18 protein-coding genes are annotated in these 26836 nt (G+C 49.0%); 9 read left to right on the forward strand and 9 right to left on the reverse strand.

What is annotated here, in order from left to right; translation table 11 throughout:
- Positions 1–2: 2 nt before the first annotated feature.
- From D3H65_RS09980 to D3H65_RS09995, 4 genes are read left to right on the forward strand one after another with little or no spacing between them, the layout of a single operon-like run.
- Entirely contained in the window at positions 3–1439 is a 1437-nt protein-coding gene (locus D3H65_RS09980; RefSeq protein WP_119050170.1) for an ABC transporter permease, read from the forward strand.
- The gene (locus tag D3H65_RS09985; RefSeq protein ID WP_119050171.1) at positions 1436–2860 is read left to right on the forward strand and encodes a DUF3526 domain-containing protein; all 1425 of its coding nucleotides are present in this window, start codon (positions 1436–1438) and stop codon (positions 2858–2860) included. Before D3H65_RS09980 ends, D3H65_RS09985 begins: the two co-directional genes overlap by 4 nt.
- Positions 2861–2891: 31 nt before the next feature.
- Entirely contained in the window at positions 2892–3593 is a 702-nt protein-coding gene (locus tag D3H65_RS09990; RefSeq protein ID WP_119050172.1) for an ABC transporter ATP-binding protein, read from the forward strand.
- A 30-nt stretch (positions 3594–3623) separates the two neighbouring features.
- Positions 3624–5822: an outer membrane beta-barrel family protein gene (locus D3H65_RS09995; protein ID WP_119050173.1), complete on the forward strand. Its 2199-nt coding sequence runs from the start codon at positions 3624–3626 to the stop codon at positions 5820–5822.
- 43 nt (positions 5823–5865) lie between these two features.
- Here the strand turns inward: D3H65_RS09995 and D3H65_RS10000 are convergent, their stop codons facing one another.
- On the reverse strand, positions 5866–6195 hold the full coding sequence (locus D3H65_RS10000) for a hypothetical protein (RefSeq protein ID WP_119050174.1): 330 nt from the start codon (positions 6193–6195) through the stop codon (positions 5866–5868).
- Between the two features lie 199 nt (positions 6196–6394).
- Between D3H65_RS10000 and D3H65_RS10005 the strand changes: the two genes are divergently transcribed.
- The 3 genes from D3H65_RS10005 to D3H65_RS10015 are packed head-to-tail and all read left to right on the forward strand — an operon-like array spanning position 6395 to position 7905.
- On the forward strand, positions 6395–6847 hold the full coding sequence (locus tag D3H65_RS10005) for an SRPBCC family protein (protein WP_119050175.1): 453 nt from the start codon (positions 6395–6397) through the stop codon (positions 6845–6847).
- Positions 6828–7157, forward strand: coding sequence for an ArsR/SmtB family transcription factor (locus tag D3H65_RS10010; RefSeq protein ID WP_119050176.1), 330 nt, complete (start codon positions 6828–6830; stop codon positions 7155–7157). Before D3H65_RS10005 ends, D3H65_RS10010 begins: the two co-directional genes overlap by 20 nt.
- 16 nt (positions 7158–7173) lie before the next feature.
- Positions 7174–7905 (forward strand): NADPH-dependent F420 reductase, encoded by a 732-nt coding sequence (locus tag D3H65_RS10015; RefSeq protein ID WP_119050177.1) that lies wholly within the window; start codon positions 7174–7176, stop codon positions 7903–7905.
- 124 nt (positions 7906–8029) lie between these two features.
- Here D3H65_RS10015 and D3H65_RS10020 read toward each other — a convergent pair whose 3' ends face one another.
- The 3 genes from D3H65_RS10020 to D3H65_RS10035 form a co-directional block, all read right to left on the reverse strand.
- Positions 8030–9538, reverse strand: a complete 1509-nt coding sequence (locus D3H65_RS10020; RefSeq protein ID WP_119054462.1) for a RagB/SusD family nutrient uptake outer membrane protein — start codon at positions 9536–9538, stop codon at positions 8030–8032.
- Positions 9539–9561: 23 nt separating this feature from the next.
- On the reverse strand, positions 9562–12651 hold the full coding sequence (locus D3H65_RS10025; RefSeq protein WP_119050178.1) for a SusC/RagA family TonB-linked outer membrane protein: 3090 nt from the start codon (positions 12649–12651) through the stop codon (positions 9562–9564).
- Between the two features lie 356 nt (positions 12652–13007).
- Positions 13008–13793, reverse strand: coding sequence for a hypothetical protein (locus tag D3H65_RS10035; protein ID WP_162915530.1), 786 nt, complete (start codon positions 13791–13793; stop codon positions 13008–13010).
- A 268-nt stretch (positions 13794–14061) separates the two neighbouring features.
- Here D3H65_RS10035 and katG point away from each other — a divergent pair, with 268 nt between their 5' ends.
- Complete coding sequence (gene katG, locus D3H65_RS10040) at positions 14062–16332, forward strand: catalase/peroxidase HPI (protein WP_119050181.1); 2271 nt, start codon at positions 14062–14064, stop codon at positions 16330–16332.
- Positions 16333–16434: 102 nt separating this feature from the next.
- On the opposite strand, the gene D3H65_RS10045 is transcribed toward katG, so the two are convergent.
- Positions 16435–17838, reverse strand: a complete 1404-nt coding sequence (locus D3H65_RS10045) for a sigma-54-dependent transcriptional regulator (protein WP_119050182.1) — start codon at positions 17836–17838, stop codon at positions 16435–16437.
- Positions 17835–20360, reverse strand: a complete 2526-nt coding sequence (locus D3H65_RS10050; RefSeq protein WP_119050183.1) for a tetratricopeptide repeat-containing sensor histidine kinase — start codon at positions 20358–20360, stop codon at positions 17835–17837. The genes D3H65_RS10045 and D3H65_RS10050 overlap by 4 nt, the downstream gene beginning before the upstream one ends.
- A 245-nt stretch (positions 20361–20605) precedes the next feature.
- On the opposite strand from D3H65_RS10050, the gene D3H65_RS10055 reads away from it, so the two are divergent.
- On the forward strand, positions 20606–22951 hold the full coding sequence (locus tag D3H65_RS10055; RefSeq protein ID WP_119050184.1) for a TonB-dependent receptor: 2346 nt from the start codon (positions 20606–20608) through the stop codon (positions 22949–22951).
- A 121-nt stretch (positions 22952–23072) separates the two neighbouring features.
- Here the strand turns inward: D3H65_RS10055 and queD are convergent, their stop codons facing one another.
- The 3 genes from queD to metE all read right to left on the reverse strand — a co-directional run bounded on the left by queD (position 23073) and on the right by metE (position 26815).
- A complete protein-coding gene (queD, locus tag D3H65_RS10060) occupies positions 23073–23429 on the reverse strand; it encodes a 6-carboxytetrahydropterin synthase QueD (RefSeq protein WP_211345658.1) in 357 nt (118 codons plus the stop codon).
- Positions 23430–23495: 66 nt separating this feature from the next.
- Complete coding sequence (locus tag D3H65_RS10065) at positions 23496–24452, reverse strand: methylenetetrahydrofolate reductase (RefSeq protein WP_119050186.1); 957 nt, start codon at positions 24450–24452, stop codon at positions 23496–23498.
- A 59-nt stretch (positions 24453–24511) separates the two neighbouring features.
- On the reverse strand, positions 24512–26815 hold the full coding sequence (gene metE / locus D3H65_RS10070; RefSeq protein WP_119050187.1) for a 5-methyltetrahydropteroyltriglutamate--homocysteine S-methyltransferase: 2304 nt from the start codon (positions 26813–26815) through the stop codon (positions 24512–24514).
- Between the last annotated feature and the right edge of the window lie 21 nt (positions 26816–26836).

Raw genomic sequence — 26836 nt, forward strand, 5'->3', positions numbered from 1 at the left:
CCATGACAGGTATCATTCCACAAATAGCCCTGAAAGAGTTGGTAACCGTATACCGCAGCAAGGTGATCCTGCTCACCGCAGGCATCATCCTGCTGCTGTTGCTGCTGGCGGCCTGGGGAGGCTTTAGCCATTACAAAACCACCCGGCATATCCGGGAGGCAGCGCAACGCGAAAAACGGGAACAATGGCTGCACCAGGACCCCAAGCATCCACACATAGCAGCCCATTTCGGCACCTTTGCCTACAAGCCCAAAACCTGGTTCAGCATGTTCGATGCCGGGCTGGATAACTATGCCGGCAGTTACGCCTACCTGGAACCGCACCGGCAGAATGACTTTGTATTCAAACCTGCTGAAGGGTATGGCGCCACCATTCGCTTTGGACAGCTCTCGGTGGCGCTCGTGCTGCAACTACTCGTGCCACTGCTCATCATCTTTATGGGCTTTGCTTCCATCACGCAGGAAAGAGACAATGGTACGCTCAAACTCTTGCTGGGGAGCGGCATTTCCCTCTACCAGGTTGCCGCTGGCAAAGTAATGGGTCTAGTCCTGGCCTTGCTGTTGCTCTTGCTGCCAGCCCTCCTGCTTACCGGCTGCTTCTTTGCCTGGCAGGCCCCTGAGGCCGGCAACGATGGCTGGATACGCGCCCTGCTGCTGCTGGCCGTGTACAGCGCTTACTTTCTCCTCTTCACCTTGCTCACGGTATTTGTATCTGCGGTGAGCAAAACATCCGGCAATGCCTTGCTCACCTTACTCAGCGTTTGGATCATTGGCTGCATTATAATACCCAAAGCTGCCGCCAATATTGGCAGTGACTGCTATCCCCTTCCTTCGCAGTATACTTTCCGGGAAGCCATCCAAAAAGATATTGCCCAGGGCATCGACGGCCACAATACAAAAGATGAAAGAGCTAAACAACTGGAAGCACAGGTGCTTCGGCAATACCATGTCAGTAAGGTAAGCGAACTGCCGTTCAATTTTGAAGGATATGTGATGCAGGCCGGTGAGGAATACAGCAGCAAAGTATATGACAAATACTTTCACCAGTTACAGCAAACCCTGGTTGACCAGGATCGCCTGCCGCGTACTGCTGGCCTGTTTGATCCCTTCCTGTTCTTGCAAGGTATCTCCATGGGGCTCTCAGCCACCGATATCTATACACATATCGACTTCCAGCAAAAGACAGAAGCCTACCGCCGGGCATTTGTACAAAAGATGAATGAGGACATGATGCAGCATTCTACCCTGGGCGACTGGAATTATAAGGCTTCCCGCCAACTGTACGCATCCGTGCCAGACTTCAGGTACCAGGTGTTGCCCCTGCGCGAGGTATTGAAGACTTACAGCACGGAACTCCTTTCGCTGACGATCCTGTTACTGACAGCCCTCTTCCTGTTTACTATCATCCTCAAACGAATTCCTGTAATCAGTCAAATATGAAAACCCTGTACCTCATTTGTGGGCATGAATGGAAACTGTTGACCAGGAATTATGGGCAACTTGTTATCCTCCTCCTATTTATAGCTGCGGCCCTTTACGCCATCCATTATGGTAATGCAGTGATCGACGGGCAGCAGCGCACTGTACAATATATCCGTCAGCAGAATGCCCTGGAGCAGCAGGCATTGATCAAGGGACTGAGTGCCGACACCACTACGGCGGAAGGAATGGCGGCCTGGGAAAAAGCGGCTTACCCCTCCAAACTGCGTTTCTTTCTCAACTATTATGCGATCAACGAACCCCAGCCCTTTGCCAAACTGTCCATTGGTCAGCGGGATGTAAATCCCTATTACCTGCAGCTCAATGCGCAGAATCTTTACCTGCAACTTTTCAAATCGGAAATTGGCAATCCCCGCAAGCTGCTGGCCGGCAATTTTGATCTCTCGTTTGTGATCATTTACCTGCTACCCCTGTTGATCATCACCTTTGGATATAACCTGCTCTCCGATGAACGGGAACGTGGTACACTTTCTATTCTGCGCATACAACCGGTACCCCTTCACCGCATCATTCTTTGCAAGCTGTTTTTCTGGCTGAGCATTACAACCGGCCTGTTGTTGTTGATCTCCCTGATCGTATTTGTATGGAGCGGCATAACGGTCGGTTCCTTCAGCTATATGGCCTGGTGGATGCTGATTGCGCTCTCCTACACCTTGTGTTGGTTTGGCTTACTGTTACTCATCAATGCATTCAACCGCAGCAGCGCCTTTAATGCCATGAGCAGCCTGGCCCTTTGGTTATTGTTCCTGGTAGTGATACCAGCACTGCTCAACCTATCGTTCACCAATGAGCAACAGACCGATCCTACCAGGCTCACGGATTTTATCCGCCGCCGGCAGGGGCTGGGAGAATCGAAACCCGAAAAACAAGCTGTGCTGGATCGTTTTTACCGCCTTTATCCTGGCTACAAACCCACAGATACCGCCGCTTCCGCACGCTTCTTTGAATTCCAGGCCTATTCGGCTTTTGTGACCTTATTGGATGCAGAAGCCAAACCCTCCGTAGATGCCTACTATCAGCAGGTATGGGACCGCCACCAGCAGATCGCGGACTTCCGCTTTATTAATCCGGCAGTCAATACCCAAAACCTGTTCAATTTACTTGGACATACCGGATTGGAAGATGCTTTCCACTTTCGCAGATCCATTGCAGCCTTTCACCGGCAGCTAAGTCATTTTTGTTATGATCCCTTGTTTGCAGGCAGGATGATGACGAAAGCAGATTTCAACCACCTCCCGGCATTCGATGCATCACCTCCCGGTATAGATACAGGCCCCATGCTTAAAGGATTATTATCTCTCTGGTTGCTTACCATCATTACAGCCGCCATTGCTTATTACAGGCTTCGCTTTTATATATAACAATCGTGATCAACTACTAAAAAACGAATCTATGCCCGCACTCCAGGCTATACAATTATCCAAACAATACAAAGGCCATACGGCGCTCAACAACCTCAACCTAACCGTGGAGAAGGGAGAAATATTCTGCCTGCTTGGGCAGAACGGTGCAGGTAAAACCACTACCCTCAACATCTTCCTGGGTTTTATTCCCCCCAGTGGCGGCACAGCCACCATTAATGGCGTTACTGTTACCCCTTTCGGTAATGCTACCAAAAAGTTCATTGCCTATATTCCCGAAGTAGTGATGCTGTATGGCCAACTGACCGCTTTGGAAAACCTGGACTTCTTCAGCCGGCTGGCCGGGTTCAGGTACAACAGGGAGCAACTAGAAACCTTCCTGTGCAAAGCAGGCCTGGAACCGGCAGTGCTTACCAAAAGAGTAAGCACCTATAGCAAAGGCATGCGCCAGAAAGTGGGCATCGCCATTGCCATTGCTAAAGATGCTGATGTAATTTTTATGGATGAACCTACCAGTGGCCTCGATCCCAAAGCCACCAATGAGTTTACCGGCATGGTGCAGCAGTTGGGCAACCAGGGCAAAGCGGTGCTGATGGCCACGCATGATATTTTCAATGCGGTAAACGTAGCCACCACCATTGGGATCATGAAGCAGGGGCAACTGATCCACGTACTCAGTGCCCGGGACATTGATGCGCAACAGCTGCAACAGCTTTACCTGGAAACCATTTAATGCATTAACCTTCACCCAAACTAATTACCGTTGAAACCTATCCTCACCTGGCTGCTTACTACCCTTGTATCCACTACTTCATGGGCACAAGCCATGCCCGACAGTATTGCCGGCAAATCCAAACCAGCTGTTGGAAAAGATACCGCTGTATTTCCGCGCACCGATTCCCTGCGGCAGGTAACGGTGGTAGCTGCCAAAAACAGCTTACAAGTAGAAAATGGCAAGATTGTGATGAACCTCGCCAATAGCGCGCTCACTACCGGCGCCTCCGTCTTCGACCTGTTGAAGAAAATGCCCGGCATCAGCATCAGCCAGGATGATAATATCAGTTTGCGGGGAACGGAGGGCGTGCATGTATTGATCGATGGTAAAATGAATTACCTCTCCGGCAAGCAGCTGTCCGACTTTCTGAAAGCGATGGGCGCCGACAACATCGTAAGGATCGAACTCATTACTTCGCCTACCGCTGAATTTGATGCAGCTGGTAATGCCGGGCTCATCAACATCGTTACCCGCAAAAGAAATATCCGCGGTTATGCTATTGATCTCCGGTCGGGCATTACCAGGGCCAGTACCTGGATGGTCAACGAAAATGTTACCGCCAGTATCAATACCAGTCGCCTGAGTTTATTGGCCTCCTTTGATTACAATACCCCCAACCGGCAGCTGATCAGTAAAAGCAGCAACACGATCACTGAAAACAATGGTCAATATCAATTGGAAAGAACCAATACCAGCCTGTACAAGATCAAATTTTATACCTACCGGTTGGGGACCGACTGGCGTATTGCCGACCGCCATCAACTAAGCGCCAGCTACCACGGCTATTTCGATGACTTTATGGCGCCCAAAGCGGCCACCGCCAGCCAATACGACGACAGGCAGGTATTACACTCCATCGTTCAAACCCAAAACAATATTGTGGAGCCCTATTACTACAACGCCTTCAACCTGGCCCATACCTGGAGCATTGATACGACGGGCAAAAAATTAACAACAGAAGTTCATTATATCAGCTACCGCAACCTGTCGGATGCCCTGATGACGAGTGTGAACAAAGACCCGGTAAGCGGCGCTGTGACGGATGAAAATGCTTTGCGTTCCCACCAGCCAGGTTATATCACCATCCGGTCGGCCAAAACAGACCTCGAATGGACGCACCAGGCTTACTTAATAAAAGCCGGTTTAAAATATGCGTATGTTTCCAACGACAACAATTACCGCTTCGATTCACTGATCAGTGGCTCCTTCAAAGAAGCGGCATCTATGTCGAACCATTTTCTGTACAAGGAAAAAATAGCGGCGGCTTATCTCTCAGTATCCAGGAAAATAAAACGAACCAGTGTACTGGCGGGACTTCGCATAGAGCGTACCGATGCCAAAGGTTATACCGTGAAAGATGGATTTACCAACAGGCGGGCATATACCAGTCTCTTTCCGAGTGTGTCCATCGATCAGGAGTTGAAGCAACACAAGCTCAACCTATCCCTTAGCCGCCGTATCAACCGGCCCACTTATGCCGACCTGAATCCCGTGCGCTGGTACACCGATCAATACTTCTATTACGCCGGCAATCCTGCCCTGGTACCGGAGATGGCCTGGCTGCTTTCTGCCGCCTGGACCTTCCACCGGAAATACATCCTTACCGCCACTTATGGTTACCGGGATAACTATATGACGAAAAGGTTATCCGTTGACTCAGCCGCCCAGGCGGTGAAAAGCCAGACCGCCAATTTCAGTCACCTGCAACGATTAGATATTCTATTCTCTGCGCCCTTCAACCTGGGCATCTGGAGCCTGCAGGCATCAGCAGGTGTCAACTATTCCATGTATCCTTTTCCGCAATTGAAGGGTGATGCCACCGCCTCACGATGGGCTGCCAATGTACAGGTACAGCAGCAATGGAAGCTACCCGGTGGATTCAGGCTTGAAATGGCTGCTTTCTTTTATTCCCGTGAGTTGTGGGGCATTTACCTGAAAGATGAATTGTTCTTTGCCGATGCAGGCATACGCAAATCCTTTTTCAAAGACAACCTTACCTTACAACTCAACTTTACGGATTTCCTGCGCACTTACCGGTTACAGGGTGCATCACTATCCGACGCTACCAATTATCAGTACTACGACCGGCCCGATGCCCACCGGATTGGTTTTTCCGTTCGTTATCATATCGGCGGTAAACTGGTGCCGCGAAGAGCCAACAGCATTGAAGAGCAGGAGAGATTATAATATACCTTGAGTCAGGATGACCTGTATTATCTGTAAGGACCGTTCATTTAATAAAAGAGAACAATCGCTGAAAAGAGCGGCCTATAATTGGAAAGGCTTTTTCTTTATCTTCCATTGCCCATTTAAAACCCATCAGCCACAATACAAACAACGGGATCAAGACAACGAGGGACGATAAATCTGCATAAAAAAGGTTAGACCCCAGGAAACTATAAATAGCCATAAAGAGCAGGCCGGTAAGGTAAAGCCCCAAAGCCTGTCTGATATGGAAGCTATCCACAGATTTCTTTTCATCTCTTTCTGTAAACATTATTACTGCGACGATAAATCCGAATACGGTCAGGTAACAAAGTGGGGCTATTCTCTTAAACATAGAATTGAGAAAATGGGTTTATGATGTTTTATAAGAGCTCAAAGAGGTTACCCGAAGATAACTTCTTTTCAGGTAAACCGGATTCTAGTACCAAATACTAATTCGTTTCACTCACTGATGCCTGTACCAGCATGTATAAGAATTATTTGGGTAACCCAGAAGTTACCTATACTTTTACGTAACTTTAAAGTTACTTATTATGGAAAAGATAATTAAGCACCAGTTCTCTTACAACCATCCCGTTGAGACGGTTTGGGATTATCTCACAAACCCGGAATTACTGGGGCAATGGCTTATGAAAAATGATTTTCAACCCATTGTAGGACTTGACTTTCAATTCAGGACCAACCCGATACCCAGCCTCGATTTTGACGGCATATGCTATTGCAAGGTATTGGCCGTAGTGCCTTTTAAAAAGCTGACCTGGTCCTGGAAGTGCGGCCCCGGTAATGGTGAGATCTCGCTTGACTCGATCGTTGAATGGACATTACAGCCAACAGAGAAAGGCACAGACCTGTTCCTGGCGCACAGTGGTTTTGCCAAAAAAGAAAACCTGGCCTTCTACAATGGTTTCCTGCATGGCTGGGTAGAAAAGTTCAACAACATCGCCAAACTCTTAGACCCTACATTCCATGGCACCATCCACACTTGATGTATTCCAGGTGATCGGCGATCCCAGCAGGCGCAGGATGCTGATGCTGCTCTCTGAAGAACGCCTCACCATCAACAACCTGGCAGATAATTTCGATATGAGCCGCCCTGCTGTGTCAAAGCATATCAAGGTACTGTACAATGCGGGTTTTATTGCTATCGAAGACATTGGCCGGGAACGGTATTGTACCTTGAAAAAAGACGGCTTCGAAGAACTGAAGGAATGGCTCTCTTATTTTGATAATTTCTGGGCATCGAAACTGAAGAAGTTAGGATCACTCATGGACAAAAAATCTCCTCCTAAAAAATAAACAACCCTATTAACTTATGAATATAGGAATTATCGGCTCCGGTGAAATGGGACGTTGTCTGGCAGCCAAGTTGGTGAAAGGAGGACATACCATTACAATGGCCAACTCCAGGGGACCAGCCTCACTACAGGAATTTACGAAGGGGATCGGCGCAATAGCAGCCACAGTAGAAGAAGCCATCCTCCACCAACAAGTGATCATCGTTTCCATTCCGACTAAAAATGTACCCAATCTTCCCATTGACCTGTTTAGACAACTGCCGGAAAACGTGGTAGTCATTGACACGGGCAACTACTACCCCAACCTGCGCGATGGCGCCATCACGGCCATCGACCAAACCGGCATTGAAAGCTGGTGGGTGCAGCAGCAACTGGGTGTGCCTGTAGTGAAGGTATTCAACGCCATCCTGGCCACCAGTCTGGAAGCACTGGGCCGTCCGAAAGGAGATAGAAACCGTATCGCTTTACCAGTGGCAGGCGACCATAAAAAAGCAAAAGATGTAGTGTTTCAGCTGGTAGACGAACTCGGCTTTGACGCTTTTGATGTGGGTCCTATTGTACTATCCTGGAAACAGCAGCCAGGTACACCCCTCTATTGCAGGGACATCGATCTTGCTGAATTAAAGAAAAGAGCCGATGCCATGGGTACCATCTGGTCGGATGTGCGCGACCAACTCACGGCCCAACGAAAAGCCGACGAAGCACTGATGGCCGCGGATTATCCGGCCTACCTGCGCGGCTTGCAGTAATAATAATATCCTATCGATAACACCTTACAAACAAGCAGCCTTCAAACTCAATGAATTTGAAGGCTGCTTGCTTTTCTTAATCCTATAGCGGAAAACTTACACCCGCTTAGTGAGCGGAGTGAAGCTATTTTAACAGGTTGGGATTGTTTTGTTCCTCGGCCTGCGGGATCGCGAAAATATAATAAGGACTGTTTGCAACAAAGGCGGTACCATCGGCAAATTTCAAGGCGGTATGATACCTGGCCGGCACTTGCTTAACAACGCCATCGGGTGTAGTGATCGTCACCTTCCGGTCGTTCCCACTGCCGTCCACATAAGGCTTGCGTACAACAGGTAGCTGATTGCGGATAATGTCCGACAGTGCAAAACCTTCTCCCCACAATTCTTTACGACGCTCTACCAGGATCGCTTCGATCAACTGTTCTTTGGTAGCACCCACGGTGTTGAAAGCAGTGGCTCCACGGGCAGCACGTAAGGTATTGAGCGCAGCCGCACCATCATTGATATTGTTGTCACGGGCATATCCTTCTGCTTTGATCAATAGCGCCTCGGCACTTCTCATCAACACCAGGTCACCGGTCTGGTCGGCACGGAACTTGAACTTTTTATATTGCAGGTTGCCTTCGCGTCCGGGATTACCATCCCAGGAGAAAAGGGTTTTACGAATATCACCTGCTTCAAAAAGGTCGCCAAAGAATGGATCGGCCATGAAGCTGTAGTAATAAGAGGAAGCGGAAGACACATCGAGGAAGTGCAAGGCATAGCTGCCATCACTCTGACTGGGAATCTCCGGGTGTCCCCATATCCACTCCGAATTGTTCACATCATTGAATCCCTTGCTGTAATCAGCCTGTGGCATCAGCGGGTAATTCTTCAGGGCAGCATCGGCAGCCTCTGCAGCGGGCACCCATCTTCCCATATTCAGGTAAGCGCGTGCCAGCAGTCCGTTTACTACATCCGCATTGATCTTGTATTTAGCCGTTCGCTGATAACCTTCCAATGCGCCTTTTGCTTCGAGCAGGTCGGAAAGGATCAAGGCATAGATCTCTTTTAAAGTAGCCTTGGGATTGCCGCGTGTAGTATCAGCAGTAGGTGTGGTATAGATCGGCGCTGTTTTGGTCAGCGAATCCTTCAGGTAAGAGAACTGGTAAAACGAAGCAATGGTAAGATAGGTATTTGCCCGCAGCGCCAGCGCCTGCCCCTTCAATACCTTTTTGGCCGTAGCGTCGCCGGTCACCTTGTCCACATTGGCTATGATGATATTGTTGTTGTTGATGATCTTGTACAACTGATTCCAGATCGCATTGAGACGGCTTTGTGTTTTATCATTCATTTGCGTGAACCGGTACACTGGTGCAAAACTGTATTTGGTGGTGATCAGCGCTACATCATTACCCATTACATCACTCACCAGCGAAATGGTCTTATAACCAGGATTACCGAAGGTACCACCGTAAAAATCATCCATCATGGATGCCCAGGTACCTTCCGACAAGGCGGTCAGATTGGCAACGGTCTTCAATACAATCTCTTCAGGAACTGCATTGGAGGGGGATGTGTCTAATTGCTTGTTGCAGGCTGATAAACTGATTGCCAGCCCTGCGATGAATATATATGATCTGTATGATTTCATAAATTGATAATTTGATGTGAACATTATAAACCTACCTGCAGCCCTACAGAGATCGTTTTCATTTGCGGATACTGGTAATAAGTGGTACCATCAATAGACTGCTCGGGGTCCATACCCTTATGACCATAGAAGGTCAGCAGGTTTTCACCCAGTCCATATACCTTGGCCGACCTCAATCCGATCTTCGCCAACAGGCTTGCCGGAAGATTATAACCCAGGGATACCTGTTTCAGACGTGCATAGGTAGCATCGTACAGGAAACGAGTGGAGGTAGAAGTCCAGGACAGGTCATCTGTTGTAAAACGGGGTACGTTGGTATTCGGTTTGTCGGCAGTCCAGCGGTTGAGCAGCTCAGTCGACCAGTTACGGCCGGGTGATACAGCGCCCGTAAGCATGGATATATAATCCGCATCCAGCACTTTACCGCCGATGCTGTAAGCAAACACAAAAGACAATTCCACTTCCTTATAACTGAGCGAGCTGGTAACGCCACCCGTTACATCCGGCAGAGAAGAGCCCGCATAGTACTGTGTTCCCTGTGAATAAGTAGTAGTAGTTTCCTTTTTGCCATCCGCTGCGGTCTTATACCACATAGGATTGCCGGTAGCAGGATCAACACCGGCCCACTCGCGCAGGAAGAAATCATATACCGACGTACCTACCATCAGTTTCTTGGTGCCACTGATGATCTCTTTTTGCGGCAGGGAGGTGATCTCGTTCTTATTGTGTGCGAGGTTAATGCCTACTGTCCATCTCCAGTCACGGTTACTAACCGGCACTACATTCAGTTCCAGTTCTACGCCTGAATTGCGCAGCTCCCCGATATTGGCGCTCACGGAAGTGAAACCGGTAGAACCCGCCAGCGGCCTGGAATAGAGCAGGTCTTTACTGGTCCTCCTGTAATAGTTGATGCTACCATAGATACGGTTTTTCAGGAAACCGTAGTCAACACCTACGTTCAGGTTGAGGTTGGTTTCCCACTTCAGTCCGGGTGTAGGCAGGCGGGATGTGATCACCCCACCATTGCCCAGGTTGTTCTTGATACTGTACAGCGCGAGGTAATTATAATATCCCGAAAGGTTGTCATTGCCCGAAGCGCCATAGCTGGCCTTTAAGGTCAATGCGCTCAACCAATCCACTGACTTCAGGAAATCTTCTTCCGACAAACGCCAGGAAGCGCCGGTAGACCAGAAAGTACCCCAGCGGGAATCGGGCGAGAAACGGGATGAACCATCACGGCGAACAGAGGCCGTGAAGAAGTATTTACCCAGGTAATTGTATTGCCCTTGCCCGAAAAAGCTGAGTTTGGCATAATTGTCAGCATTGCCGGTAAAATCGTTGAGCTGTGAGGCCGCTACCGGTTCATAGAGATCAGGCAGCGCAAATTTCTGCCGGCTTCCACTCAGTCCGCTGGTGTTCAGTTTATAATATTCCTGACCAGCCAACAGGCTGATATGATGCCCGCCTTCCACGTCGAGATCATAGGTAGCAATATTGTTCCAGGTATAAGCGAGGAACCGGTTACTGCTTTTGCTTACCGCGCCGCCAATGGCCGCATCTTCGCCAACAGTCGGGTTGGTATAATACAAGGAATTACTATTGGTATAATCCAGGTTGAAGCTGGTCTTTATTTTTAATGCTTTCGTGATCGTCGCTTCGAGGTAAGTACGGGCCGACAGGTTCTCATTGGTATTTCTTGATTTGTTTAGAGGCAAAGAGCCAATGAGGTTATAACGAGCCAGTGCAGCGTTGGGCCGGTAAGTGCCGTAGTCGAATTGTTGCTGGCCATTCGCATCCAGCTTATAGCTGCCATCCGGGTTGCGTTGGTAAATGGGATAGAAACCGGGAATGGTACGGCCAAACAGCACCACATTCGTTTGCTTCGAATCGGAGGAAGTGGGATAATCCTGCGACGTACTGGCGCCATTGAGGTTGAGGCCCACTTTCAGCCAGGGCTTGGCCTGCAGCGTCAGGTTGCTTCTGAAATTGTACCGTTTGAAACCGGAAGCCAGGTAAGCACCTTCATTGTTGGTATATCCTCCACCAATATAATAAGTAGATTTTTCCCCGCCCCCTGAGAAGCTGAGCTGTGCCTGTGTGTACTGGGCATTCTGCAGCATGGCATCTTCCCAGTCGTCATTCCAAAGTGGTTTGGCTCCTGGAACGATCTTACCATCCAGACCCACCGGCTGCGCAAAACCAGGACCGTAAGGATTAATACCCAGGTCGGTCACTACCCTGCCGCTGGCCGTAGCGGCTGCCTGTGCAGCTGTTTGTCCATTGGTGAGCGCTTTATTGCGCAGCGCTTCCCAGTACAATTCAAAGTATTGATCCGTGCCGAGCTTATCATAATCTTTCACCGCACGACTGCTCCATCCTTGATTGATGGTGGCATTGATGGCCACATCAGCCCCTTTCTTTCCCTGCTTGGTGGTGATGATGATCACCCCATTGGCGGCCCGTGAGCCGTAGAGGTTGGCCGCCGTAGCGTCTTTCAGGATACTGATGGTGGCAATATCTGCCGGATCGAGTGCATTGATATCTCCATCGTAAGGAGCGCCATCCACCACAAACAACGGTGCGCTGGAAGCGTTGATACTTCCTACGCCGCGGATGCGGATGGTAGAACCGTTACCGGGCTGTCCATTGGCGGAGGTGGTTTGTATACCTGGCGCCAGGCCCTGGAGTGCATTGGTGATATTGGGAGTGAGGCGGTTGTTGACCTTATCAGCAGAAATGGTGGCCACAGCGCCCGGATAACCCGATCGCTTTACCGTAGTATACGCTACGGCTACCACTTCTTCCAGTGTACTATTATCGGTTTTCAATAGAATGGTAATGTCCGTCTGTCCACCTTTTACTTCCACTTCGGATGTTTCTCTTCCTACAAATGAGATCGTCAACACGCCTTTATCATCGGGCAATGCCAGTTCGAAACGACCTTGCGCATTGGTAATAACTGAGCGGTTGGATTTTTTGAGGGCGACTGTAGCGCCTTCGAGGGGCTGCTTGTTTTCCGCGGCCAGGATCACGCCGCGTATTTGTTTTGTTTGAGCGAATAGCCCGGTACTGAATAGCAGGATCAGTGCGAGCAAGCCTTGTTTTTGTAGCATATACTTGTTAATTAATAAATGGAATAGTCATCCCCTTTACCATCATGATAAGACGATAAAGGGCAAACCAATGTCAGCACAGCCCGCTGTGCGAACCAGTCAGTATTTTTTAGTAAGTGTCAAAAAGGGTCGTTGGTCTGTATTGCAGCAACAAGTGAACGGCACATATAAGTTGGGCAACTATCTCAGGGGGTGTTATGAAATAGCAGTTATCCTATTGTGGCTTGTTGGCGCTGCAAATATAATACTACAAATTAAACCCCACTAAAACAGTAGACTTAATTACCGGAGCGGAAGTATAAATGGTGAATGTGATGGATGATTGACAGGAACTGGATAATTTCTTTCTTACATACTCAATGCGTTCTGTAAAAGAAAACAGTCTCTGTAGGCTCTTTTCGCCATTTGCCGGCTTTATTGCCTGCTGCGGAGAAGGATTCAAAAACTTCTTTGTTGCAGCGCACGAGGAATGTATAATAGTTCCTATCCCGCATGGTCGATTGGTTGAGCACGTAATTGATGATGTATGTATTTTGTGGCGTAACCCTTTCCAACCGCTTTTTCAGGCTGTCGATGGCTGCGCGGGAATGAGGATGCAGGTTATTGCGGCTTACCCTCACCTGGAAGTTGCCATCATAGATAACCGGGGGAATATCCGCAACGATGAAGCTTCTGTCAAGCAATTGCTTTTTCAGGTAGCTATTGGCTTCTTCCTTTGAACTGAACCTGACAAATTTGGCTTTGTACTTAAAGCGGTTGTCCTTTGCCAACTGCCTGATCTGTTTGGCATCAAATGTATAGGCGCGTCCTTTATATAAGACATAATTGTCTTCAAGGTTTACCTGCCAGGTGGCCAGTTGCTCATTATCGTCAACCAATGTAATTAAATAAAAGGCCCTTAACAATAACAGCCTGCCCTGATTTGCATTTACCTCGGCGCCTGCAGTCAGCAGGGGTATAAAATGCTTAATATCGTCCGGATTGTCGAGTATGAAATTCATACGGTCTTTGGGATCTCCCTGCTGCATTACGCCAAACATCCTTGACCTGGCAGTAATTTCTATCGTGTCTGTAGCGGGGCTGCTCCATGCGCACATGCTAACGGGTATACTCAATAATAGCAGACATATTATCTTGTTCATGTGGGGTGTATAGCGTTCAATGTAAAGATAAGGCAGAATGCCCCGCTGCAGCAGACGGTAGCTGCGCTCTTTTTTATTAACTTGTAGCTTCATTCCCCACTGCTGACCGGCCTGCTGACAACCCTGTTATAGCTGATATGAGCCAATAGATTTAGCCTATTGAAATATAGAATTAATTGATGGGGATTATATTCCCAAAACCCTAATTTTATGGCCCCTGATCAGCTAAGCTCAAGCAATTGTTTATCAATACCATAAACTTACACAAATGGAAAAAGGATCTAACGACATCAGTAAATGCCCATTCCACAATGGCAGTCTGAAGCAGCACGTTGGCGGTGGCGGCACCAGGAATCGTGACTGGTGGCCCAATCAGTTAAAATTGAATATTCTCCGCCAGCATTCGTCGAAATCAAACCCCATGGGAGAAGATTTTGACTATGCGGCAGCCTTTAAAAGCCTCGACCTGGAAGCGGTGAAAAAAGACCTTCATGCACTCATGACGGATTCACAGGACTGGTGGCCTGCAGACTTTGGCCATTATGGTCCCTTGTTCATCCGTATGGCATGGCATAGTGCAGGCACCTACCGGGTAGATGATGGCCGTGGTGGTGCAGGCTCCGGACAACAACGATTTGCCCCCCTCAATAGCTGGCCCGATAATGTAAGCCTCGATAAAGCCCGCAGGCTGCTGTGGCCCATCAAACAAAAATATGGCAACAAAATATCCTGGGCCGATCTGCTCATCCTTACCGGTAATGTAGCGTTGGAATCAATGGGCTTTAAAACATTTGGTTTTGCCGGTGGCCGTGCCGATGTATGGGAGCCCGATGAAGATGTGTATTGGGGTTCCGAAACCAAGTGGCTGGGTGGTGATCTGCGTTATGCACATGGATCACATGGCGTGGTAGAAGGTCATGGCGTATTGGTATCAGATGATGATGCAGATGGCAAGATCCACTCCCGCAACCTGGAAAGACCACTGGCAGCTGTGCAGATGGGATTGATCTACGTAAACCCGGAAGGGCCGGATGGCAATCCTGACCCCATTGCTGCCGCTAAAGACATCCGTGATACTTTTGGCCGCATGGCCATGAATGATGAAGAAACAGTAGCCCTGATAGCAGGCGGACACAGCTTTGGCAAAACCCATGGCGCTGCTCCCGCTACGCATGTAGGCAAAGAACCAGAAGCTGCCGGCATTGAGCAGCAAGGCCTGGGCTGGAGCAATAGTTATGGTTCCGGTAAAGGAGCCGATACCATTACCAGCGGACTGGAGGTTACCTGGACCACTACCCCCACCAAATGGAGCAACAACTTCTTCGAAAACCTGTTTGCCTTTGAATGGGAACTTACAAAGAGTCCGGCTGGCGCTCACCAATGGGTAGCTAAAAATGCAGAAAGCATTATTCCGGATGCGTATGATGCTTCTAAAAAGCATTTACCCACCATGCTCACCACCGACCTTTCCTTAAGATTTGATCCCGCATATGAAAAAATATCCAGGCGCTTCCTGGAAAATCCTGCTGCTTTTGCAGATGCCTTTGCCCGGGCCTGGTTTAAATTAACGCACCGTGATATGGGTCCGCGTGCCCGTTACCTGGGTCCTGATGTGCCGGCAGAAGAACTCATTTGGCAGGACCCGATTCCCGCGGTGGATCATCCTTTGATAGATGAAAATGATATTACAGCCTTAAAGGCTAAAGTACTGGCATCCGGGCTTAGTGTAGCTGAACTGGTGTCCACAGCCTGGGCGTCGGCTTCCACCTTCCGTGGTTCCGACAAGCGCGGTGGCGCCAATGGTGCCCGCATTCGCCTGGCTCCTCAAAAAGACTGGCCGGTAAACAATCCCGCACAATTGCAGAAGGTGTTGGGAAAACTGGAAGGCATTCAAAAGGAGTTTAACAGTGCCCAGTCTGGCGGCAAGAAAGTTTCGCTGGCCGACCTGATCGTATTAGCCGGCGGCGCAGGCGTAGAAAAAGCAGCGAAAGATGCCGGACAAGCGATCACTGTTCCATTTAAACCGGGCCGCATGGATGCTTCGCAGGCGCAAACAGATGTAGAATCAATTGGCCACCTGCAACCGCTTGCTGATGGTTTCCGCAACTACCGACTGACAAAACTCCAGGTTTCTACCGAAGAATTACTGATCGATAAAGCGCAATTGCTCACACTCACCGGGCCTGAGCTAACGGTATTGGTAGGTGGTATGCGTGTATTGGATACCAATTTCGATGGCTCCAAACAAGGCGTCTTCACCCAACGCCCGGGGCAACTCACCAATGACTTCTTCGTCAACCTGCTCGATATGAATACTGCCTGGAAAGCCACTTCTGAAGACAGAGAGCTTTATTTAGGCAGTGACCGTGCCACTGGTCAACCTAAATGGACCGCTACCCGGGCAGACCTGGTGTTTGGTTCCAATGCCGAACTCAGAGCTATTGCCGAAGTGTATGCAGTTTCAGATGCACAAGGCAAATTTGTGAAGGACTTTGTAGCAGCCTGGAATAAAGTGATGAACCTGGACAGGTTTGATTGAGTTTGATACTAAACATAGGCGAATAGTAAAAGAGCAGGCCTCCGATAATGGAGGCCTCTCTTTATGTAAGTTTCGTGATTACCAGGAACCATTGTGTGGGCACTATTCATCGTTTCTACGGACGCTGATACTCTTTTCTATGCCCAGTTTTTTCATCCGCGACGTGAGGGTGTTGGCATTGATATCGAGCAGTTCAGCAGCCCCGCCTTTACCAGAGATTTTCCAGTTGCATTTTTCGAGAACGGCAATGATGTGGTCCCGTTCGTTCTCTTCCATTGTCTTGATCCGCCTTGCGTCGGCCGTGACGTTGTCGGCAGGGCGACGAGACTCCACTGACAGCGAAATTTGATCAATCTCCGGTCCGTCTGTCAACAATACCGTGCGCTCCACAATGTTCTGCAATTCGCGCACGTTGCCCGGCCAGCTATACTGCAGCAATGTTTGAATGGCCCCTTTAGAAAAGCTGTTGATCGTTTTTCCTGCCTGGCGGGCATGGATCTTCAAAAAATGCCGGGCCAGCGGCTCTATATCATCTTTCCGTTCGCGTAAAGGCAACAGGCGCAAAGGGAATACATTGAGGCGGTAGTAAAGATCTACCCGGAAACGACTGACCGCCACCTCCTGTTCAAGATCACGGTTGGTAGCGGCAATGATTCGTACATTGACCTTTTTGACCCGGCCGCCAATGCTTTCTATTTCCCTTTCCTGGAGCACACGTAAGAACTTTACCTGTGCATCCGGAGGCAACTCCCCTATTTCATCCAGGAAAATAGTGCCGCCGTCGGCCTGCTCAAATTTGCCGATACGTTTTTGAAGAGCCCCCGTGAAAGCACCTTTTTCATGACCAAATAATTCCGACTCAATGAGGTTGGCAGGCAAGGCCCCACAATTCACGATCACAAATGGCTCCTTAGCGCGCGGCGAGGACTGGTGAATGGCCTGCGCCACACGCTCCTTACCCGTACCATTTTCACCTACGATGAGCACAGATGTATTGGAAGGGGCCACGATCCTGATGCTCTTCAACAACTCCTGGTGAGCAGCTCCTCCACCAATGATGCCGCCAATGGCCTCATCGGTCTGCGGGCTGGGTGCTGGTTTCTCCGCGGCTTTTTCTGCAGCCTTGCTCACCAGTTTTTCCTGGTGCAGGTACCACGCCACATCCAGCATAACCAATACATCGCTTTTCCGGAATGGCTTCACCAGGAAACCATAGGGCCTGGTGCTTTTGGCAGCATCGAGCACATCTTTATTGGAATTGGCCGAAAGATATACGAAGGGGATATTCTTTTTCTCCAGTGTCCTGGCAAGGTCGATGCCGGTCAGCGGCCCCTGCAAGAAAATGTCAAGCAGTACGAGATCAGGTTTTTCCTTTTCAATAATGGTGAGCGCGATGGGCACGGACCGTCCAATAGAACACACTTCATAACCGGCTCCCAGCAGGTTATGTTTTAAGTTATTGGCTTCGATAAACTGATCTTCCACGATCAATATCCTGATGCTCATACTGGTACCTCCATTTCTTTTTCAGGCTGTAAAGTAGGATAGAAAAGAGGATCGGCCGAAAACCTGACGGTAATCTTTGTACCGGCAGTGCTGGCAAATTCGATCCGTCCGTTAATGTCTTCACTCAATCCCTTCATCAACTCTACGCCCAGTGAATTAAGGGTTTGGTCTTTAATGTTCTCATCAATGCCAATGCCATCGTCGGCAATCTCCAATACGGTTTCTCCTGCTTCGTGGTACATGGCCACCCGTATGGTGCCTTTACGATTACCCGGAAAGGCATATTTAATGGAATTGGTCACTGCTTCGTTGAGAATAAGCGCCACGGGGATAGCGACTGCCACATCCAGCGACATGGGTTCGATCTCCGTCTGAAAAACGATCTTGTTCGTATTCCCAAAACTTTGTTTGAGGTACTGGATGAACTCAGGCAGGTACTGGCTCATTTCAATGGTCTTGACATTGTCGACCTGGTAAAGTTTCTGGTGTATCAGCGACATGGCATAGATCCTGTGCTGACTGCTCTCGATGGCTTTGAGCGCATCATTCTCCAGGAATACGGCCTGCGATTCCAGCAAGCTGATGATGGTATGCAGGTTATTCTTCACGCGGTGATGCACTTCCTTCAGCAGCCACTCTTTTTCCTTCAACAGGTGCTGCAATTGTATATTCTGTATGGTGACCAATTGACTGGCACGTTGTTTTTGCCGGTTCTGCCTGTACAACAGGGCCCCGAGTACCAGCAGTATAAGCGTAGCAATGATGCTGATATTGCGAATAAGGTTGGCCTGTCGCAGGTTGGCCTGCCGCAGGTGAGCTGTTTGTTGCATTGATCTTATCAATGTATCCTTTTGACTGATGACCAATTCCTTTTTCTCCGTTTCGTTCTGCACCTGCAGCTGATGGAATTGACGGATCTTAACAGCATTGGAAATGGAGTCATTGAGAAGGGTATACTGGAGATGATGCTCCAGCGCTGCCTGGTAATTACCGGCGGCGGAGTCTACCTTATACTGCAACTGACGCATATCCCGACGCAAGGTGGCCGGATAATACTGGTAGCCGGAAAACGCCTTGAACCTGGCAGCGGTGGCCAGGTAGGGTGCGGCTTCTGCATACTGCCGTTGCTCCACATAGTAGCGGGCCATTTTATAATAGGCTTCCGGACCGGATACATCGAATGGCATCCCGTATATTTCCCGGGCTTTGAATTGCTGCGCTTTCCCGTCCAGTGCAATCATTTCCCGGTAGTATTGCCCGGCCAGGGCAGGCTTGTTGAGCGCAGCATAGATATCGCCTTTTGCCGCAGCAATAGACTCCTGGTGATTGGGGTTCTCAGGCGGATCTTTGGCTTCAAATTCTTTCAGCCAGGCCAGTGCTTTTTCCGGCTGCCCCAACCGGATGTATTGCTCTGTTACCTTCCGGGGGATGAGGAAACGAAAGTAGGCATGACCGCTCTTGGCATCAAGAAGATAAGACAAAGCCTTTTCGTATTGCCCATCTTCCGCATAGATAAGGCCCAGGAGCGCCTGGTCAGAGGAAACAGCACGCTTTTCCAGCTCCTGCAGGTTCTTTTCGGTAGCCAGCGCCCATTGGAGCGCTTCTTCAAGATTGCCGGTGGCATAGGCGATCCAGCCAAGTGCCCGGGTGCAGCTAAGCATATTGGTTCTCCCTATTTCTTTGCGCCATTGCATAGCCTGCAGGAATTGCGCTCTGGCCGTGTCGAACCGGGAGTGGAACATATTAACGGCTGCAATATCTTCCATCACGGAATAGAGGTTGCCCGTATCTTTCAACTGGTGGTACAAGCGCAGCGAATTGTTGTGAGCCCACAGCTGGTCCTGGAAGGAACTATCAGTATCTGGCATGTATTTGCCCATTTCGTTCCAGATATGCGCTTCCTGTACCACATCCCTGGCTTGCTGCAGGTCACGGATGATCACCAGAAAGGATTCTTTCCCCTTTTGCAATTGACCGGATGCATAGTAATACTTGCCCAGGGCAATCAGGCTTTCGTGTTTCCAGGTAACAGATCCGATCGACTGGGCCAGTTGCAGGGCCTGGTTAAAATACCGGAAAGCGGTGTCGAGGATTGGCTTTTTCAGGTTTGGCTGGAACAGGAACTCTTCACCAATACGAAGCAGTAAACGGGCCTGCTGCTCTTTGCTGACCTGGGACAACAGGCTTCTGGCCTTATCGAACTCTTTTTGCTTGGTATAGGCAATGCACAGCAGGTTGGCACTCTCATTTAATCCCTCCTCATACTTCAATTGTTTGGCCAGGGTCATAGCGCGGCTGCAATAACTGATGATACTGTCGAGGCTGTATTCCTTGCGCCAATGAAGATCAGCCAGGGCAAACAATGCATTTACCCTCCCCGTATCAGGCTTTGTAAGCGCCAGGCGCGCCAGTAAGGCCGTTTTCCCTTTGGATACAGCAGGTTTGGCATCACCGGTTTGCCTGGCAATGGCCATAAAATGGAAGGTCAGTAAAACGATCAAAAGATACAGGCGCCGGTCCATCACTGCGTTATTTTACAAAGGGGAAAAACTATACACGGGCTAAAATTACGCAATTGTGAAATGAACAGGCCGCTGAAAATCGTTTTGTGATTATTCACAAAAAGGCTTTTGATATTTCGTGAATCCACCAAATATCACAACAGAAACGCTGCCATAGTTTTCCAAAATAGTAAATAGATTTTCCTGATCGCTAGCTCTTTGATAGATACGATCGCTCAATTTCGCGCCAAATTTTACGAACTGTTATGAAGAAAATCCTGTACCTGGTATTATTTATTTTTTCATTTGTATCACTGGCGCTGGGTAATGAAGCTCCTACAGGCACCATCAAAGGGCGGGTATTGACCAGCGACAAGCAGCCTGCAGCTTTTGTATCTGTTGTGGTGATCGGAACCGGCCGCAGTGTGGTCAGCGATGAAGCAGGATCTTTCAGCATTTCAAAAGTGCCGGCAGGTACACAGGAACTGGAAGTAACCCTTATCGGTTATGAGCCCCTTCACCAGCAAGTGGTGGTCGAAGAAAATAAGACGGTGACAGTAGAACTGCAGATCACTATTTCCAACAATCAGCTGCAGGAAGTAACAGTTACCAATTCCAAAAGCAAGTTTGTCTTCAAATCCAGCGAATACGTGGCCCGTATGCCGCTGCGCAACCTCGAAAATCCCCAGGTATATAATGTGGTAGGCCGTGCCTTGATGCAGGAACAGGTGATCATTGAACGTACGGATCTGTACCGCAACATACCGGGTTCCGTACCCAATTTTTCGGCCGGGGGCTCCATGGGTTTAAGCATGCGCGGATTCTCCACCACCATCGGCATGCGGAATGGCATGGCCACAAGCGCGATCGTACCCCTCAATCCCGTCATCCTGGAAAGGGTGGAATCCATCAAAGGCCCATCCGGCACGCTGTTTGGCAGCAACCGCAATGTGACTTTCGGCGGTGTGTACAATTATGTAACCAAACGTCCTTATGAAAAATTTGGCGGGGAGATCAGTTTTGCCGCAGGCAGCTATGAATTCAGCCGGGTAACAGCGGATATCAATACGCCGATCAATAAGGAAAAGACGATGCTCATCCGTTTAAATGCAGCCGCCCAATCGGAAGGCAGCTTCCAGGATCAGGGTTTCAATAAGAATTATACATTTGCGCCCACCTTTTCTTACCAGGTCAACGACCGGTTGAAGTTTATCCTGGATATGGAGGCCACCCGTGGCAATTACACGGTAGTATCCTTTGCCCTTGGTAACCTGGCCAATATCAGCGCCCGCAACTTTAAAGACCTCCCGCTGGATTATAACAAAGCCTATATCAATAACAGCATTGATGTAAGGAACGGCATCAACAATATCCAGGCGCAGATGGAATACAAGATCTCCGATCAATGGAAATCACAAACCAACTACCTCTATTCTGTTGGTTTCTACAAGCACCTTTACTGGACAGCGTTGAACATGATCAATGATTCCATGTATGCGCGGGTAACAAGGAACCAGACACCGGAAACCTTTGGCAATATAGAAGTGCAGCAAAACTTTATTGGCGATTTCAAGATCGGCGGTGTACGTAACAGGCTTGTTGCGGGCATTGATTATAACTATAACTACAATGAACTCTACCGGGCCACCGTCAATTTTGATACCATCAATATCCGCCGCCCCATCAGGGATATGAGTTTGCCTGCCTTGGAAGCCGCATCTGCACTACGTGGCTTTAGCACCACCACCACAGTGGCCAAAAATGCCAGCATCTATGCTTCAGATGTGGTCAATATCACACCGGAATTAATGGCCATGCTGAGTGTGCGCATTGACCGGTTTTCTACGAAAGGCACCCTCAATCCTGCAACGGGTGTATATACCGGCGCTTACGAGCAAACCTCGGTATCACCGAAGTTCGGCCTGGTATATCAGCTCATACGGAACAACCTTTCCCTTTTTGGTAATTACATGAATGGGTTTGTCAACCTCGCCCCTATTACCCAACCCGACAATACGATCCTTGTACTGAAACCGCAATATGGCAATCAATGGGAAGGTGGGGTTAAATTTGATCTCTTCAATACCAGGTTGAATGGCAGCATCAGCTTCTACAATATCGATGTTACCAATTCCACGAGAACAGAAGCAGTCAATGGGCAGAACTTTACTTTCCAGGATGGTACCCAGCGCAGCAGGGGTATAGAAGCAGAGGTAATTGCCAGTCCCCTGAAAGGCATGAGCATTATCGCAGGATATGGCTATAATGAAAATGAATATACCAAAGCGGCAGTTAGCCTGAAAGGGAAAAATGTGACCTTCAGCCCCAATCATATCGGCAATATCTGGGTAAGCTACAGCTTTCCGGAAGGAAAAATAAAAGGCCTGGGAGTGGGCGCTGGTGTGAACTATGTAGGCGCTTCCTGGTTTGATGCGGCCAACTCGTTTAAAGTTCCGGAATATACCCTGGTAAGTGGAACAGTCTTTTATGATGCTCCGAAATTCAGGATATCGCTGAAAGGCAATAACCTCTCCAACGAACGTTACTGGAACAACAACGGCACGCCACAAAAGCCAGCCAATTTTATCGGGAGTGTTTCGTTTAAACTCTAAGAATATTTAGCCACTAACTGGCGCCATATACAACGGCGCACTTTCGTATAGTTCAATTCAAAAAAGTCCTGTAAGTTTTGCTCACAGGGCTTTTTCTATTGTCCGTGACAGACATATCGGGTTACTCCTCGTAAATGACGCCGGAAGTGGGGGTTTCTTTTAGTTCAATGCGTTTCAGCTTCGGAAGCGTGGGTTTTATTTTCTGCCATATCCACCTTGTTACCACTTCGGCAGTGGGGTTTTCAAGGCCCTGGACATCGTTGAGGAATTTGTGATCGAGCTGATCAATAACCGGTTTAACGATCGCTTTTAAGTCGCTGTAGTCCATTACCCATTGTTCAGGCAATTCGGGCTCTCCGGAAACATATACCTTCAGGAAGTAGGTATGCCCATGTAGCTGTTTGCACTTGTGTCCTTCCGGCACATTGGCCAGAAAATGGGCTGCATCAAAAGTAAACTCTTTGTATATGGTCATCATGTGCGACAAACTTCCACAACCCGGCTGTTAAAACCAGTGATCCGGGTCATGGCAGGTATTGATTTGTTATGGTACAGGCAAAACACTCCTTTTCCGGATCCCCTTGTTCTCCAGCATTTCACCCACGCGGTTTACCATATAGATCGACGCTTCGATCTCTTTTTTATTGATGGCAACGCTTTCGATATTGAAACCAAATGGGATGGATCGCTCGGAACAGTAAGTGATCATTTCTGCAGCGATCTCCAGGCAAATACCTACGGACCTGTCCAGCATATTTTCGGCTTTGGTCAATTCCTCCTGCATGCTCTCCGGCAGGTGGATACCCAACCAGTCCATAAACTGCATGGTCTTGACGGAACCACAGGCGGCCAGGGTAAATATGATGGTGGGCGTTGGGGCATTTTGCGCTTTACAGGTGTGCGCCAGGTCTTCTATCATTTTCTTTGCGTAATCGACGTTAAACACGCATTGGGAAATGAAATAGGATACACCGCAAGCTGCTTTGTCCAGGATCCGTTTGTCCTCATCTTTCAGCACAGCATGACGCTCCGGAATGGTTACCGCTCCAATAACAGAAGTGCGTTTATTTTTACTCCAGAGTTCGTAAGCCTCCGTCAAACTGGTTTTTACTGCAAAATCAGGAGCTGGTACGCCCACAAACACCGGATAAAACTGGTGTTTATGAAGGTCATCCAGCCATTCCGATAGCTCGTCCCTGGTAAATTTTCCGGCAGGGCGGTAAATGATCTTGGGAATACGCAGATCCTGCAGGTAGGTGCTGGCAAACTCAAAAGGGTCGTGCGCATTCATGAACGGGAAGGGCCTTTCTACCGGAGTACGGGCCGATTCATCCTGCACATCATATACGACGAGCGCGTCGATATCCAGCGGCAGGATACGCGCAATTGTCCTTTCAGCAATTTCTGCCATCCGCAAGGGATCGGTCTCAGTTTTCTTGGGCGGTGTAATGCCGTACGTTACAATGCCGGACTCGCCGGTTCTGATCTTATTTAAAAACATGGCGTTAAGATAATACAAAAGAATAACTGCGGGCCAATTTGCCCGCAGTTATATATTATTTATGCAATACTTTCTACACTGATCAGTTCGCGGGCCTGCCTGGCAGCCGCCACCATGTTCTCCAGCGCTGCTTTCGTTTCAGGCCACTTGCGTGTCTTGAGACCACAGTCCGGATTTACCCATAAGTTACGGGCAGGCAGCAGGTCGGCCGCTTTCGCCAACAGCGAAGCCATCTCTTCCGTACCAGGTACACGTGGAGAGTGAATATCGTACACCCCTGGCCCTATCTCATTCGGATATTCAAAATGGGCAAAGGCCTGTAACAACTCCATTTGGGAACGGGACGTCTCTATCGTGATCACATCTGCATCCATGGCAGCAATGTGCTCGATGATATCATTGAATTCGCTATAACACATGTGCGTATGGATCTGCGTTTGGTCGGCTACCCCACTGGCCGTAACACGGAAAGCGTTCACCGCCCAATCCAGGTAATGCGGGCGCTTTGCTTTCCGCAAAGGCAACCCTTCCCGGATAGCCGCCTCATCGATCTGGATAATACCAATGCCGGCCTTCTCCAGGGCCACCACTTCATCACGGATAGCCAGCGCGATCTGGTAGGTGGTGATATCGCGGGACTGATCATCACGCACAAATGACCATTGGAGAATGGTTACCGGGCCTGTCAGCATGCCTTTCATCGGCTTGTTGGTTTGTGAAGCCGCAAATTTGCTCCAGCGAACGGTCATATCCTTCGGACGGCTTACATCGCCATAAATAACCGGGGGCTTTACACAACGGCTGCCATAGCTCTGCACCCAGCCATTTTTAGTAAACAGGAAACCATCCAGTTGTTCCCCGAAATACTCTACCATGTCATTGCGCTCAAATTCACCATGTACCAGCACATCGAGGCCAAGTTGTTCCTGCCAGCGGATGGCGTCGATAGTAGCTTGTTCGATGGCTGCATCGTACTGCTCAACAGTCAGATCGCCTTTCTTAAGTTTTGCCCGCAACTGCCGTATATCATCCGTCTGGGGAAATGAACCAATGGTAGTGGTCGGAAATGAAGGCAAACCAAACCGCTGGTGGTGCAATTGCTGACGTACGGGAAATGCACTTATGCGTTTACCATCAGCTTCCGTAATGGCCGCCACACGGTCTTTCACCACTTGTTTGTGTACTTTCTGTGAAGAACGCCGGCTGGCGATTGCCTTTTTATTGGCTTGCAGCAAAGCATCATTGCCTTCCATGATCTGCTTCAACTCGCTTACCTCGTTCAATTTTTGTTTGGCAAAAGCCATCCAGTCCCTGATCTCCGGATCGATGGATGTCTCCAGGTCGAGGTCAATAGGACTATGCAGGAGTGAGCAGGATGGGGCAATGAGCACACGGCCAGCGCCTAATTTCCTAACTGCCTTATTAATGAACCCAAGGGACTTCTCATAATCATTTTTCCATACATTACGCCCATCCACCACACCGAGTGAAAGCTGCAGACGCTCCGGCATCAGCGCCAGTACTTCGTCCAATTGTTCAGTTGTACGAACCAGGTCGATATGCAAAGCGGCAACCGGAAGGCTTACCGCCAGTTGTGTATTATCCAGTAAAGCATCGAAGTAAGTGGCCACCAAAAGTTTAACACCGCTCACACTTTCAGCTATGCTACGATAGGCAAATTCAAACGCTTCTTTATCTTTTTTCGACAGGTCCAGCGCCAGGCAAGGCTCATCCAACTGGATCCATTCGGCGCCTTGTTGTTGCAGGCGGTTGATGATCTGTACATAGACTGGTACCAGTTTTTTGATCAGGTCCACCCGCTCAAAACCCTGCTCTTTTTCTTTGCCCAGCAAAAGATAACTTACAGGCCCTATCAGTACAGGTTTGGCTTTCTGCCCGAGCAATTGTTTGGCACTGGCGTATTCGTTGAAAATATTTTCATTAAATATGGTAAACTCCTGGTTGGCCGTAAACTCAGGTACGAGGTAGTGATAGTTGGTATCGAGCCATTTGGTCATCTCCATGGCCGTAATATCCAGCCCTTCTTTTTGATAACCGCGGGCCATCGCAAAATAGAGATCGATCTCGCTGTTGGCCGCAATAGCAGACACCGGCTTGTAGCGTGGTGGAATAACACCCAGCAGCAGGCTGGTATCGAGCGTCTGGTCATAAAAACTAAAATCGTTGCAGGGAATAAGATCAATACCGGCCTTCAGTTGGGTTTGCCAGTTGTTCTCTTTGATGTTACGGGCAACCTGTTGCAGTTCGTTCAGGTCGATCTTGCCCGCCCAGTACTGTTCACATGCTTTTTTGAGTTCTCTTTGGCCGCCAATGCGCGGGTAGCCCAAATTTTGAGTTAGCATTTTTTTAGATTTAATTAAAGT

The organism is Paraflavitalea soli, from assembly GCF_003555545.1.
GTDB lineage: Bacteria > Bacteroidota > Bacteroidia > Chitinophagales > Chitinophagaceae > Paraflavitalea > Paraflavitalea soli.